Here is a 14,880-nt window from a genome sequence, read left to right as displayed (position 1 = left end):
AAGCGAACATTTTATATCATATTATCCGATATAAATGAATGAATGGGAATGACAAAGTGCGCCTGTTGATGATTTCACAGGTGTTGCATGTTTTTTATCCCCGCCCTTAACCGCCTGTTGCCCGGCATTGCCCTGTGCGGTGCGGTGGCGGTTGTTGCCTTGCTGATCGAGCAGGCGGAACGCCACGTCTTGGGAACCGGCATGATCGAAGGCCTTGTTTTGGCGATTTTGATCGGGGTTCTGGTGCGGTCGGTTTTCGGGTTGGCCCCTTTATTTTGTGCCGGGGTACATTTCAGCGCCAAAATCATGTTGGAAATTGCCATTGTTTTGCTGGGGGCCTCGATGAGTGCGGCGGCAATGGCGGCGGCCGGGCCGGGGTTGGTGGCGGGGATTGCGGCGGCGGTGGTCATCAGTCTGGGCGTGGCTTTTCTGATCGGGCGGATGATGGGACTGTCGCGACGGCTGGCGACCCTGATTGCCTGTGGCACGTCGATTTGCGGCAATTCGGCGATTGCGGCAACTGCCCCGGTGATTGACGCCGACCATGACGATGTGGCCGCGGCCATTGCCTTTACCGCCGTTCTGGGCGTGTTGTTTGTTTTTCTGTTGCCATTATTGCCCGCTGTGTTGGGCCTTGATGCCACGCGATACGGTATTTTTGCCGGGTTGACGGTTTATGCCGTGCCACAGGTTCTGGCGGCAACGGCTCCGATGGGGCCGTTGGCGGTTCAGGTGGGAACGCTGGTCAAGCTGATCCGGGTTTTGATGCTGGGACCGGTGATTTTGGGGCTGGCCATTGTGGGCGGGCGTCGCGCGGGCGTCAAATTGCCGCTGGCCCATCTGGTGCCGTGGTTCATTGTCGGCTTTATCGCCATGATGGCGTTGCGGTCTTTGGGCGTGATCCCGCCGGTGATGTTGGGGGTTATGCAGGCAACATCGCCGATCCTGACGGTGATGGCGATGGCCGCCTTGGGCCTGATGGTTGATCTGCGCGCCATCTTGCATGTGGGCGGGCGGGTGATGATGGCGGCCCTGATGTCGCTTGTTGTGCTGTCGGGGTTGGCGTTGGGGCTGATTGCGCTATTGACGGTGGTCTGATCGCAAAAAAAAAGACCCGCCGGGGGAAAGGCGGGCCATGACAAGTTGGCAGGGGAGGTCAGGGAGATTCAGGGCGGAGAGTCACTCATCAACAGGGATGCTGGTCGCAGCGGTTTTTTCATAATCGGACAGGCGTTGCCATTCGGCGTCACCAAAAACCCGGGACCGGGTCAGAAAACGTTTGCCTTCGGGTCCTTCCAGCGAAAACATGCCGCCGCGCCCGTCGATCACATCAATGATCAATTGGGTATGACGCCAATATTCAAATTGCGCCTTGCCCATATAAAAAGGACACCCGTCAATTTCACCCAGCAGGATATCCTGCGCGCCGGTGCGAAAATCGCCATCGGCATAGCACATCGGCGAACTGCCATCGCAACAACCGCCGGACTGGTGAAACATCACCGGGCCGTGCTGATCGCGCAATGTGCGGATCAGATCAATGGCGGCATCGGTGGCAATCACCCGTTTGGGGATGTCATTTTCGCCGGGATCGGATGTCATGGTCGGGGCTCCGTCAAAAACGGGTGGGGCGACGGTGTCGCCGCCCCACAGTTTGCATCACCACAATCAGAAGAAACCCATCGGTTTCGGGTCGTAACTGACCAGAAGGTTTTTGGTCTGCTGATAGTGGTTGAGCATCATTTTGTGGTTTTCGCGACCAATGCCCGATTGTTTGTACCCGCCAAAGGCCGCATGGGCCGGATAGAGGTGATAACAATTGGTCCAGACGCGCCCGGCCTTGATATTGCGGCCAAAACGATAGGCGCGATTGGCATTGCGGGTCCAGACACCGGCCCCAAGGCCATAAAGCGTGTCATTGGCCAGCGACAGGGCTTCGGCATCGTCTTTGAAGGTTGTGACCGACACCACCGGACCAAAGATTTCCTCCTGGAAAATCCGCATTTTGTTGTGGCCTTTGAAGATTGTCGGCTGGATGTAATATCCGCCTGCCAAATCCCCGCCCAGATCGGCCTTGCCGCCACCAATCAGGGTTTCAGCACCTTCCTGTTTGCCGATATCGAGATAGGACAGGATTTTTTCCATCTGTTCGTTCGAGGCCTGTGCGCCCATCATGGTGTCGGTATCAAGCGGGTTGCCCTGCTTGATCGCCGAAACGCGCGACAGGACGTTATCCATGAATTTGTCATAGATGCGGGCCTCGATCAGGGCGCGGGACGGGCAGGTGCAGACTTCACCCTGATTAAGAGCAAACATCGTCAGGCCTTCGGCGGCCTTTTGGCGGAAATCATCATCTTCGTCCATGATATCGCCAAAGAAGATATTGGGCGATTTGCCGCCCAGTTCCAGCGTCACCGGGATGATGTTTTCGCTGGCATATTGCATGATCAGCCGCCCGGTGGTGGTTTCACCGGTAAAGGCGATTTTGGCGATGCGGTTGCTTTGCGCCAGCGGCTTGCCTGCTTCAAGGCCAAAGCCCTGAACGACATTGAGAACACCGGCAGGCAACAGATCGCCAATCAGATTCATCAGCACACAGATCGAGGCCGGGGTTTGTTCGGCGGGTTTCAGAACCACACAATTGCCTGCGGCCAGGGCCGGGGCCAGTTTCCACACCGCCATCAGGATCGGGAAATTCCACGGAATGATCTGGCCAACAACGCCCAGCGGTTCATGGAAATGATAGGCGACCGTGTTATCGTCGATTTCACCCAGCGATCCTTCCTGGGCACGGATGGCACCGGCAAAATAGCGGAAATGATCAATTGCCAGCGGAATATCGGCGGCCAGCGTTTCACGCACCGCCTTGCCATTGTCCCATGTTTCGGCAACCGCCAGCATTTCAAGATTCTGTTCCATGCGGTCGGCGATTTTATTGAGGATATTGGCGCGTGCCGTGACCGATGTCTTGCCCCATGCCTCGGCGGCGGCATGGCCGGCATCCAGGGCAAGTTCGATGTCTTCGGCGCTGGAACGGGCCACTTCGCAGAACACCCGGCCATTAACCGGCGAGACATTTTCAAAATAGCGGCCCTTGACCGGGGCGGTCCATTCGCCGCCGATGAAATTGTCATAACGGGCCTTGAAGGTAACGAGGCTGCCGTTGTCGCCCGGATTCTTGTAAATCATTTTGGGTTTCCTCCGTGATCGGTGGCGGTTTCACCACCTTTTTTGTGATTTGCCCGGTTTTACCCGCAAAGGCCGTGCCAGTTTGCAAAAGCCGGTATGCCGAAACCGGAAGTGCCGCCGGATCAAGGCATTATCGGTGGGATGGGGGTATTTTGTGCGCCGGTTGTTGTGGCCGGGCGGGGTGACAGTTGCAACAAACTGTCCCGAATCTGGGACAGTGTCTGGGCGGCGGTAAGATGGTCTGCGAAACCGTTTGTTGCGCCGGGGCGGGTTTGATACCATTTCCAAGTGATCGGAGCTGTTCCTACGCAGCAAAAAACAACCGGCACGCAGGGAGTAACGTCTGATGTCTGGAAACCAGTCTGGTGGCCGGGTTGAGGCCGCGTTGCAGTTAAGTGGCATCGCGCAAAACCGCGCCGTTCTTGAATCGTGGCAACGTTGCGAAGAACGGTTTGGCCTTGCCCATGACATGACCCGCCGCCCCGAAGTCATGCCTGAAAGCCAGACCCGGCAACGCCGGGATCGCAGCGGGCGGCTGTATCATCACGCCCATGATCTGGTGCGCACCCTGTATCGCAAGATTGATGCGGCGGGGTATGCGGTGTTTCTGACCGATCATGACGGGGTGATCCTTGACAGTGTTGCCGCCCATTCCCTGTTGCCGTCCTTTCGCACCAACGGGCTGTTGCCCGGCGCGGTCTGGAGCGAGGAACGCGAGGGCACCAACGGCATTGGCACCTGCATCATCGAAGGCCGCCCGATCACCATTCACAAGGATGAACATTTCCTGTCCAGCCATGCAGTGCTGACCTGTACCGCCGCCCCTGTGTTCGATCCGGACGGGCAGGTCTGTTCGGTTCTGGATGTGTCGGCGGTGCGCGATGATATCAAACGCAATGACTGTTTGCGGGTACGCGGTCTGGTGGCGGATTATGCGAGCGCACTGGAACGGATTTTGTTTTTTGAGGAATGTGCGGCCGACCTGATTGTGCATTTGCACCCGGATGCCGGTTATGTCGGCTCCACCCGCGATGCCCTGATTGCGGTGGCACCGGACGGCACCATTCGCGGCGCGACATCCACCGCACGGCGATTATTGTCGGCGACCGGATCGGGTTTTGACATTCGGACGGCCTTTGGGCTGGATGTCGGGGACCTGGTGGACCGTCTGGCCGCAGACGGGCAGGGCCAGAATGGGCCCCGCGCCCTGTCGGTGGCCGGGGGCGGTGTTTTGTTCGGGCAAATGACCCTGCCGGAAAAACAGCGCCGGACCTTTGTCGCCACCCCGCGACCGGTCGCAACACCTTCGATGCGCAAGAACGCCGATATCCCCGATCAGGACCCGGTAATTCGTCGTTTGTTCGGGATCGGCTGCAAATTGCTGGGCAGTGGTATCAATATCCTGATGTCGGGTGAAACCGGCAGCGGCAAGGAATATATGGCGCGGATCATTCATGATCAGGTGGTGGGGGCCCGCAAACCGTTTGTGGCGATCAATTGCGCCGCCTTGCCGGAAAACCTGATTGAAAGTGAATTGTTCGGCCATGTCGCCGGGGCCTTTACCGGGGCGGCGAAGGACGGGTTTGGCGGGCGCATCCGTCAGGCCGAAGGCGGGACTTTGTTTTTGGACGAAATCGGCGACATGCCGCTGTCCGCCCAAAGCCGGTTGTTGCGGGTGCTGGAACAACGCTGTGTCGAGCCGCTGGGCAGTACCAAATCGGTCAAGGTCAATTTCCGCCTGATTTGCGCCAGCAATGTCGATCTGACCCGTGCCGTGGCGGAGGGCCGGTTCCGCGAGGATTTGCTGTATAGGATCAAGGGGGCGCGTCTGGCGCTGCCGCCTTTGCGGGACCGGGATGATTTGCAGGACCTGGTCAAACGGTTGCTGGCGGCGGGTAATGGCGGCGGGGCCGGTTTGACATGCGATGATGCGGTGATGGCGGTTCTGGCGCGCTATGACTGGCCGGGTAATGTGCGTGAACTGGTCAATGTGTTGCAATATGCCAGTGTCTTTGCCGAAAACGGCGTGATTTCGCCCGACCATCTGCCCGATGATTTCTGGCCGGAAGACAAAATTGCCGCCAATGATGGTAACAGCGCCCTGCAACAGGCCGAAGCCCAGACCCTGCGCCGGGTTCTGGCCGATCATCGCTGGCACGTTACCAATGCCGCCCGGTCACTGGGGCTGAGCCGCAATACGCTGTATCGCAAGATGGACCGTTTTGGCATCCGGCGGTGTGGGCAAGGTCCGGGCATAATATAAAAGTTGCTGTTTTCGATTGTCGAATGGTCGCAGATGGTTTTTAACTCCTGTAATCAGTTGATATCGGGAAATTTTGAGGCGCTTTATGTGTGGCATTACCGGCCTGTGGGCCTTGCAAAATGACAGCGCCGAACCGGTCGGCCAGATTGTGGACCGGATGACGGAATCCCTTGTGCATCGCGGGCCGGATGGCGGCGATGTCTGGATTGATGACGGGGCTGGTCTGGCATTGGGGCAACGTCGTCTGGCGATTATTGATTTGTCGGATGCCGGAAAACAGCCGATGCATTCCGCCGATGGCCGTTACGTGATGGTTTATAACGGCGAAGTTTATAATGCCGGGGATTTGCGGGCAAAGCTGGCGTCGTTCAATATTGCATGGCGCGGCCATTCCGACAGCGAAGTGATTCTGGAAGCCTTTGCGCATTGGGGGGTAAGCGACACCCTGAAACGCATGATCGGCATGTTTGCCATTGCCCTTTGGGACCGCCGCGACCGCAAGCTGACACTGGTGCGCGACCGTCTGGGCATTAAGCCGCTTTACTGGTCGCGTCATAAGGGCATTGTCGGGTTTGCGTCCGAGCTTAAGGGATTGCTGGCCGGGGGAGTGATTTCGCGCGATATCGATGCGCGGGCCTTGTCGGCCTATGTGCGGTTTGGTTATGTGCCGTCGGGTCTGTCGATTTATGATGCGGCCAAAATGTTGCGCCCCGGCCATATACTGGAAATCAATGCCCAGGGTGTGTGGAAGGAATCGGCATTCTGGTCGTTGGAAGATGCGGTGATCAACGGGCAGGCGCATCCGTGGGCCGGTGATGATCAAAGTGCGGTTGATGCCCTTGAAGATTTGCTGCGCGATGCAGTGGAACGCCGGATGATTGCCGATGTGCCGCTGGGCGCGTTTTTGTCGGGCGGGATTGATTCTTCGACCGTTGTTGCCCTGATGCAGTCGGTGTCGGACCGGCCTGTCAAAACCTATTCGATCGGGTTTGAAGAAGACGTCTATAACGAGGCCGCCTTTGCCGGGGCAGTGGCCAAACATCTGGGCACCGATCACACCGAACTTTATGTCACGGCGCAGGATGCGCTTGATATGGTGCCGAAACTTTCGCAGACCTATGACGAACCGTTTTTTGACAGTTCATCGATTCCGACTTCGCTGATTTCGGCGCTGACGCGCAAGGAAGTGACGGTGGCACTCAGTGGCGATGGCGGCGATGAAACCTTTGGCGGCTATAACCGGTATTTATGGGCCGGGAAAATCCGCAAATTCTCGAACGCTGTACCGTTTGGCGGCGATGCGATGGCGGGGCTTTTGACCCGGCTATCGCCGCAACACTGGGATGCGATGATCGGGATGTTGCCCGGCAAGCGCGGGGTTACGGCGATTGGCGATAAAATCCACAAGGTCGCGCCGCTTTTGAAAATCCGCGATGATAATGACCGTTATCTGGCGTTATTACAGTTGTGGGACCCGAAGACCCTTTTGACCGGAGAGGCGTTAACGGCTTCGTTTGCCGTGCCGGGCGACAAGTTTTCGCGCAACCGTCATCTGGATTATGTATCGGCGATGCAGGTGATGGATACGCTGATGTATATGGTTGATGATGTCCTGACCAAGGTGGACCGGGCATCGATGGCCAGTTCGCTGGAGGTCCGGGTGCCGTTGATTGACCATCGGGTGATTGAATTTGGCTGGCGGTTGCCGATGCATCTGAAAATTCAGGGCGGAACCGGCAAAATCGCCCTGCGGCGGATTTTGCACAAATATGTGCCCGATGAATTGATCGACCGGCCCAAAGCTGGTTTTGGCGTGCCACTGGCCGAATGGCTGCGCGGGCCATTAAAGGACTGGCTGCATGATCTTTTGGCGCGGGATGCGCTGTATGAGGATCTTGGGCTGGATCGTCAAAGGGTTCAAACATGCCTGTCCGAACATCAGGCGGGAACGCGCAATTGGCCGCATCAATTATGGTGTATCGCCATGCTGTCGGACTGGCAGCAACGCTGGATGGGTTAAACTGGAGACCCAAAAATTTCGATAATGAATTTTTTATGGCGGTGCGATTGTTTCAGTCGCGCCGCAAATTTTTATGGGAGTTTTAAGCTCGGTATCGGGATTTCGACATATTTTGTCACAATCGCGATCTTGAAAAATATTCGTAAATGAACTAAATAAAATTCGATTTCAAAATTTTTGAAGGCGAATGTGATCATGTCTAGCACAGCAAGTTACGATCTTGTGGTCATTGGTGGCGGGATTAACGGGGCGGGGATCGCACGCGATGCCGCCGGGCGGGGCCTGAAAGTCCTGCTGTGCGAAAAGGACGATCTTGCCAGCGCCACTTCGTCGGCCAGTACCAAGCTGATTCACGGCGGATTGCGGTATCTGGAACATTACGAATTTCGTCTGGTCCGCGAAGCCTTGCAGGAACGCGAGGTATTGCTGGGCAATGCGCCGCATATCATCTGGCCACTGCGATTTGTCCTGCCGCATGTCAAGGGGCTGCGCCCGGCATGGCTTATTCGTCTGGGCCTGTTTTTATATGATCATCTGGGTGGGCGTGACAAACTGCCGGGCAGCACGGGGATTGATTTGCGGACCCATGCCGCAGGCGCGCCGCTGAAATCCGAGATGACCAAAGGCTTTGTTTATTCCGATTGCTGGGTCGATGATGCGCGTCTGGTGGTGCTGAATGCCATGGATGCCCATCACAAAGGGGCCGAAATCCTGACCCGGACGATCTGCACCGGGGCGGTGCGCCGCGACGGGGCATGGCAGGTCAGTCTGCGTGATGAAACCACGGGGGATACGCGCCATGTGTCGGCCAGAATGCTGGTCAATGCCGCCGGGCCGTGGTGCGCGTCGCTGATTGACACGGCAACCGGCGTGGTCGAGGCCCGCAAACCGGCCCATATCCGTCTGGTCAAGGGCAGCCATATTGTGGTGCCCAAATTGTTCGATCATGATCATTGCTATATTTTTCAAAACCCGGATGGCCGGATTGTTTTCGCCATTCCCTATGAACATGATTTTACCCTGATCGGCACCACCGATATTGATTATCAGGGCGATCCGTCTGCCGTTAAAATCGATGCGGGCGAGATTGATTATCTGTGCAAACTGATCAGCGATTATTTCAAAAAACCGGTCAGCGCATCCGATGTCGTCTGGAGCTATTCCGGGGTGCGGCCGCTTTATGGCGGGGACGCGGAAAATGCCTCGAAACTGTCGCGGGATTATACGTTGAAACTGGATGGCGAGGGCGATGAACCGGCCTTGCTGAATGTGTTTGGCGGCAAAATAACCACCTATCGCAAACTGGCCGAACATGCCCTGCACCTGATTTGTGGGAAACTGGGCCTTGCGGATGCGCCGTGGACAGAAACCGCCGCTTTGCCGGGCGGGGATTTGCCCGATCAGTCCTTTGAAAAGGCCCTGGCGCAGTATGGCGAGACGTATGGCTGGTTGCCCGCCACGACCTTGCATCGCCTGTTGCGGGCCTATGGCAGCCGGATTGATATCGTATTGGCCGGATGTGCGTCGCGGGCCGATCTGGGAACCTGCTATGGTTACGATCTGTATGAAGCCGAAATCCGCTATCTGATTGCCCATGAATGGGTGCGCAAGGTGGAAGATGTGATCTGGCGGCGATCCAAACTGGGGCTGCGTCTGACAGATGTCGGGATTGATCTTTTGCGGGATCGTCTGGCATCGGATGCCGGAATTGTGCGTGCCGCCGAATAACAGTGCGTGGCCGATACCCTGATGACAAGGCATTGGAAATAAAGTTTTTCCGCGCTATTGTTCCTGCCCTTTTACGATGGCGGGTATCTACTTGATGTTCAGATGTTGCCATATTGGGCGGGCTGTGGTCGCCGGTTTGTTTTTTGCCCCGGTGGCGGCGGTACAGGCTGCACCATCCGTTGAACCCGTTGGGAGCATTCCCGGTGGCTGGATGGTCGTGGGTTTGCTGGGCGGGCTGGCGCTGTTTATATATGGCATGGATCATCTGGCCGGGGCGTTAAAGGTACTGGCCGGGGCGCGGTTGCGTCTGGCGCTGGGCAAGATGACGCGCAACCGCTTTGTCGGTGCGCTGTCCGGTGCCGGGATCACCGCACTTTTGCAGTCCTCATCGGTGACGACGGTTCTGGTCGTCGGGTTTGTCTCGGCCGGTCTGATGACCCTGCCGCAATCCATTGCCGTGATCATGGGGGCCAATGTCGGCAGTACCCTGACGGCGCAAATCATTGCTTTCAAGATCGAGGCGATTGCGCCATTGATGATCGCGCTGGGTTTCGGGGTGATGTTTTTTACCCGTGTCGAACGCTGGTCACAAATTGGCCGGGCGGTTCTGGGGCTTGGCCTGCTGTTTTTCGGCATGGGCATGATGAGCGAGGCAATGGCCCCGCTGCGCAGTTATCCGCCGTTTATCGAACTGATGACACAGATGAGCCAGCCTTTGCTGGCGATTGCGGTGGCCGCCATTTTTACCGCCCTGGTGCAATCAAGTGCGGCGACCACCGGCATTGTGATTGTTTTGGCCGGGCAGCAACTTGTGACACTTGATGCCGGGATTGCCCTGATTTTCGGGGCGAATATCGGCACCTGCTTTACCGCCCTTCTGGCGACGATAGGTAAAAACCGCGATGCCCTGCGCACCGCGATGGCGCATGTGATTTTCAATGTGGTCGGGGTTTTGATCTGGTTGCCATTTATTCCGGGGCTGGCAGAATTCGTGCGGGATATTTCGCCCGATGCCGGGGCCGACATATCGGAAATCCCGCGCCAGATTGCCAATGCGCACAGCATTTTCAATATTGCCAATGTGGTGTTGATGATCGGTTTTGTGCCGTGGATTGCGCGGGGGATTGAAAAAATTCTGCCATCGCGCGATGTTGCCGATCCGCCGTTGGACCCAACGCCGCGTTATCTGGATGTCGGCGTTCTGGAAACTCCGGCAGTGGCATTGGCGCTGGTGCGGCAGGAAGTCCTGCATATGGCCGATATTGTATTTGATATTGCCCGACGCGGGCGGCAGGCGATCATCCATCCCAAAACCGCGCGGCTGGACGACCTTGCCGGGCTGGATGACGGGGTGGATACGCTGGTGGATGCCATTGTCGGTTATGCCGCCCGGTTGCGGCAGCATGAATTGTCGCCGCAGGATCAGGTGCGTTTGCGTGAACTGGTCGGTATCGGCAATCATCTGGAAGTGGTCGGCGATATCGTCAGCGAGGAACTAGCCGATCTTTTGGGGCGGATGACACGTCTGGGGCGCGAACCCGACAGCGAGATCACCGACAGTCTGGTGACGTTATTTCGCGATGCCGAAACGGCCCTGCACACGGCGGTTTCGGCAATTGTCGAAGAAGATACCGAAAAAGCCCAAGGCATTATTGATGGCAAAGCGTCATTTGTGAACCGGCTGGAACTGGTACGTCAGCGCATTGGCGATGATGTTGGCATGACCGAGGCCGATATTCGCCTGTACCGGCTGGAATTGTCGGTGATCGAACGGATTGACCGCCTGTTTGTCCGGGCACGGCGCATTGCCAATGCGGTGATGCGCATGGCAACGCCAGCCACAATCGATCAACCCGCCGGGATTGATCCTGCCGAAACACCGTCTTCCTGATCGGCAGGAAGACGGTCGGCAGGCGGAACATTGATGTTTTTCTGCATCACCGTGACATCCAGGGCGTTATAACCCAGATGGCGGTAGTAATCCTGCATGGCGCTGTTTTCGGATCGGACCATTAATTGCATCCGCCAGACGCCACAACTGCGCAGCCAGTCTTCGGCGGTGGTGACAATTTTGCGGCCCAGTCCGGTTTTCTGATGATCCGGCGTCACACCTACATAATAAATCCAGCCGCGATGCCCGTCATGCCCGGCCAGAATGCAGGCAATGAGAGCATTGTTAACATCTTCCCAGACCAGCAGGTTGGCATTGGGCGATTGCAGGGCAAAAGCCACATCCCATTCCGGCAGATTATAGGGGCGATAAAGGCCGGTTTCCTGCCAGAGACGGGTCAGGGCAGGGATATCGTCAAGGGTTGCAGGTCTGGGAGCCGAGGCGATGGCAGGCACATTCATGGTGGTATCCTGATAAAACCACAGCATTATCATTTGCCTGCGGTGCGTCAATGCGGTTTGCACAAAAAAAGGCGACCCCGATAAAGGCGGGGCCGCTCAAGTATCCGGACAGGGTGGTTGGGACCAGAGATGTCCGGAGTCTGGGATCGGGAAGAATTGCGGTTTAGCTGACCGGCATACCGGTCACGCGGCTGAGTTCGACTTCGCGGACAAGATCGCCCGCCTTGTTGGTGATGGTGGCGACAAAGGTGCCACGGTCGGTTTCCGTCAGGGATCCCAGAACCAGTTCACCCTTGCCGTGGCGTAGGACCATTGCCTTGGTCAGGGTTTCCATCTGGGCGGCGTCAAAGCTGCGATTGAGGCGATCGGTGCGGTCGGGTTTGCCGAATGCCTTGCGCATGTCGCCACGATCCGGGCGGCCGGAAAAGGCATCGATTTCCAGCTCGGTAATAACGGCCCCCGCCTCATTTTGCAGGGTGACCGTGATTTCTTCGCCGTCATCATCGGGGGTGATCGAACCGATTTTGACATTTTCGGTGCCGCTGCGCAGGATCATCGCCTCGACCAGCAAACGGACTTCGTCGGTGGTCAGGGCGGTTTCGCGCATCATGCCCTGATTGCCCATGCCCCAATGACCAGGGTGTTTGCCACCCCGCATATCGCCGCGCATTCCACCGGGCATACCGTCTTTGTCATAGAACGAACAGTCGCCACGGTTTTTGCCGGGGCCATCGGCAAAGGCGCTGCCGATCGGGGCGGTGGCAAGGGCGGCGGCAAGGATGGCACCGGTGATCATGAATTTTTTGGAGAGTTTCATTTTGGACCTCGTTTGTGTGAAGACATGCTTCTGTGTGTCGAGGTCCATATAACCGCCCGGATGTCGCAAAATGATCCCGCCAAAAGGCCTGAATGGTCGCAATGTTTGCCAATCGCGGCTTTTGCGACAGTCTGATACAAATTAGCGGTTCTTTCGCACCGGTCCGGCGGATACCGTGTGATTATGAAATAATTGACCTGTAAAGGCGTAAGGCAAAATGACGGAATCGGCCCATATTCTGGTTGTTGACGATCACCGCGATATTCGCGACCTGTTGGGGCGGTATCTGCGCCAGCATGGCTATCGCGTGTCGCTGGCAGCCGATGGCAAGGAATTGCGCCGCATGATTGGCGGCGATGTCATGCCCGATCTGGTGGTGCTGGATTTGATGATGCCCGGCGAAGACGGATTAAGCCTGTGCCGCTGGTTACGCGAAAGCCACGATATCCCGGTGGTGATGTTGACCGCACTGGGCGAGGAAACCGACCGCATCATTGGTCTTGAAATGGGCGCGGATGATTATCTGGCCAAGCCGTTTAACCCGCGGGAATTGCTGGCGCGGGTCAAGGCGGTATTGCGCCGGGCGCAAAGCCTGCCGACCGGGCGCAAACGCCCGCTGGCCGGTGGGGAAGTACATTTTGATCGCTGGATTCTGGATCGCAACCGCCATGAATTGCGCAGCGACGATGATGTGGTGATCCCGCTGAGTGCCGGGGAATTCACCTTGCTGAACGCCTTTGTCGATCATCCGCGCATGGTTTTGAACCGCGATCAGTTGCTGGACCTGACCAAGGGGCGCGAGGCAATCCCCTTTGACCGCAGCATCGATAATCAGGTCAGTCGTCTGCGCAAAAAGATCGAACCCGATCCGAAAAACCCGACCATCATTAAAACCGTCTGGGGTGGTGGCTATATGCTGACTGTGCCGGTGATATCGCAATGAAACGGTTTTTTGCCCGGCTTTACCCGCGCAGCCTGACGGCGCAACTGGTGTGCCTGTTATTGGGGGCGGTGATCCTGACCCATGTGGTGCTGGCGGTTTTGCTGGCCGAGGAACGCCATGATGCGGTGCTGAGCGAACGGCGCGGCGGGGCTTTGGCCCGTGTAGCAGCAATATCGCGCATCCTGTCAACAACCGCACCGGAAAACTGGCGCGATGTTTTGCGCGTTGCCGAAAGCCCGATGAACAGGTTTCGGTTGATTGAGGCACCGGACTTGCCACCGGATGATGATAGCGAGGTGACGCGCCTGCTCTCGACCCGGCTGAACGAGGCCCTGGATAACCCGAAAATGGCCGCACGGGTTGTTTTGTTGTCTGAAAGCGATTGTCGCAAGGAACGCGATGATGATGACGACGATGATGATGATAAGGGCAAACGCAAGGACAAGGACCGCCGGTTGGAACAGGATCGCGACAAACGATCCTATCATGGCCGTGGGGGGAAACGGTTTTTCGGTGACATAAAATGCGATGGCCCGGCGGTGATGGCGGTTTCGGTGCCGATTTTTGACAATCGTGCGGGCATTGCGCCGGATGGGGATGGTGCGATGCCGGTGGTGTGGCTGGATGCGCGGATCAATGGCTTTACACCGCCGCCCTGGTTGGCGATGCAAAGTCTGGCGCGGGTGGTATTGTCGGCGTTGCTGATCGGGATCATTGCCTTTTTTGTTGCCCGTCGGGTAACGCGCCCGTGGAAAGTGTTGGCGGCCGCCGCCGACCGGATCGGGCGTGGAGATTTCCCGGAACCGGTGCCGGAAAAAGGCCCGCTGGAAATTGCCCGTGCGGCGCGGGCCTTTAACCGCATGAGCGCACGCCTGAAACGGTTTGTCAGCGACAGAACCCGGATGCTGGCGGCGATTTCCCATGATTTGCGCACCCCGATCACCAGCCTGCGTCTGCGGGCGGAATTTGTCGATGACGAGGAAAACCGCCGCAAGATCATCGAAACCCTCAATGAGATGGAGCAGATGGTCGAAGCCGCGATGACCTTTGCCCGCGAGGAAACCGCCAATGAGGAAACCCGGCGGATTGATATCGTCGCCCTGGTCGAGGCGACCTGTGCCGATCTGGAAGAAACCGGCCATCCGGTGACCTTTGTCAGCGCCATTGATCATCTGACCTATGCTTGCCGTCCGTTGTCGATCAAGCGTGCCCTGGGCAATTTGCTGGGCAATGGTCTGGCCTATGGCGAACATGTGACGGTTTCGGTGAAACGCGCCGATGATGGCGGGTTGTGGATTGATGTCTGTGACGACGGGCCGGGTATTCCGGTCGAAAGCCGCGACAAGGTGTTCGAGCCGTTTTTCAGGCTGGAAGAATCCCGCAATCAGGGAACCGGCGGCATTGGATTGGGATTGTCGATTGCCCGGACCGCAATCCGCGGGCATGGCGGCGAAATCTATCTGGATGACGCACCGCAAGGCGGTTTGGCCGCCCGGATTTACCTACCCGCCCCGGTGGGTGTGTGACCCCGGCCTGACAGCTTTTGTCAGGAACGCGAAAATGATAAT

The 14,880-nt window shown here is 57.4% G+C and carries 11 protein-coding genes; 7 read left to right on the top strand and 4 right to left on the bottom strand.

The window, feature by feature from the left end; all coding sequences use genetic code 11:
* Positions 1-87 precede the first annotated feature (87 nt).
* Positions 88-1,098, top strand: a complete 1,011-nt coding sequence (locus tag Q8O73_RS02160; protein WP_305554232.1) for a YeiH family protein — start codon at positions 88-90, stop codon at positions 1,096-1,098.
* Between the two features lie 81 nt (positions 1,099-1,179).
* Here Q8O73_RS02160 and Q8O73_RS02155 read toward each other — a convergent pair whose 3' ends face one another.
* Positions 1,180-1,602 (bottom strand): DUF779 domain-containing protein, encoded by a 423-nt coding sequence (locus Q8O73_RS02155; RefSeq protein WP_305554229.1) that lies wholly within the window; start codon positions 1,600-1,602, stop codon positions 1,180-1,182.
* A gap of 66 nt (positions 1,603-1,668) precedes the next feature.
* Positions 1,669-3,189, bottom strand: coding sequence for an aldehyde dehydrogenase (adh, locus tag Q8O73_RS02150; protein ID WP_305554225.1), 1,521 nt, complete (start codon positions 3,187-3,189; stop codon positions 1,669-1,671).
* Positions 3,190-3,535: 346 nt separating this feature from the next.
* Here adh and Q8O73_RS02145 point away from each other — a divergent pair, with 346 nt between their 5' ends.
* The 4 genes from Q8O73_RS02145 (at position 3,536) to Q8O73_RS02130 (ending at position 11,091) form a co-directional block, all read left to right on the top strand.
* Positions 3,536-5,452: a sigma-54-dependent Fis family transcriptional regulator gene (locus Q8O73_RS02145; protein WP_305554222.1), complete on the top strand. Its 1,917-nt coding sequence runs from the start codon at positions 3,536-3,538 to the stop codon at positions 5,450-5,452.
* Between the two features lie 85 nt (positions 5,453-5,537).
* Positions 5,538-7,472 (top strand): asparagine synthase (glutamine-hydrolyzing), encoded by a 1,935-nt coding sequence (asnB, locus tag Q8O73_RS02140; protein ID WP_305554220.1) that lies wholly within the window; start codon positions 5,538-5,540, stop codon positions 7,470-7,472.
* Between the two features lie 195 nt (positions 7,473-7,667).
* Complete coding sequence (glpD, locus tag Q8O73_RS02135; RefSeq protein WP_305554217.1) at positions 7,668-9,200, top strand: glycerol-3-phosphate dehydrogenase; 1,533 nt, start codon at positions 7,668-7,670, stop codon at positions 9,198-9,200.
* Positions 9,201-9,294: 94 nt separating this feature from the next.
* On the top strand, positions 9,295-11,091 hold the full coding sequence (locus tag Q8O73_RS02130) for a Na/Pi cotransporter family protein (protein WP_305554214.1): 1,797 nt from the start codon (positions 9,295-9,297) through the stop codon (positions 11,089-11,091).
* Here Q8O73_RS02130 and Q8O73_RS02125 read toward each other — a convergent pair.
* A complete protein-coding gene (locus tag Q8O73_RS02125) occupies positions 11,049-11,579 on the bottom strand; it encodes a GNAT family N-acetyltransferase (protein ID WP_305554211.1) in 531 nt (176 codons plus the stop codon). The genes Q8O73_RS02130 and Q8O73_RS02125 overlap by 43 nt on opposite strands.
* Positions 11,580-11,715: 136 nt before the next feature.
* Positions 11,716-12,369 (bottom strand): hypothetical protein, encoded by a 654-nt coding sequence (locus Q8O73_RS02120; protein WP_305554208.1) that lies wholly within the window; start codon positions 12,367-12,369, stop codon positions 11,716-11,718.
* Between the two features lie 217 nt (positions 12,370-12,586).
* Here Q8O73_RS02120 and Q8O73_RS02115 point away from each other — a divergent pair, with 217 nt between their 5' ends.
* A complete protein-coding gene (locus tag Q8O73_RS02115) occupies positions 12,587-13,312 on the top strand; it encodes a response regulator (protein WP_305554205.1) in 726 nt (241 codons plus the stop codon).
* The gene (locus Q8O73_RS02110) at positions 13,309-14,838 is read left to right on the top strand and encodes an ATP-binding protein (RefSeq protein WP_305554202.1); all 1,530 of its coding nucleotides are present in this window, start codon (positions 13,309-13,311) and stop codon (positions 14,836-14,838) included. The genes Q8O73_RS02115 and Q8O73_RS02110 overlap by 4 nt, the downstream gene beginning before the upstream one ends.
* The last annotated feature ends 42 nt before the right edge of the window (positions 14,839-14,880 follow it).

This window comes from Thalassospira sp. (assembly GCF_030690045.1).
Classification (GTDB): Bacteria; Pseudomonadota; Alphaproteobacteria; order Rhodospirillales; family Thalassospiraceae; genus Thalassospira.
Note: the sequence above shows the minus strand (reverse complement) of the source record. Positions and strands in the feature narration are given on the sequence as shown.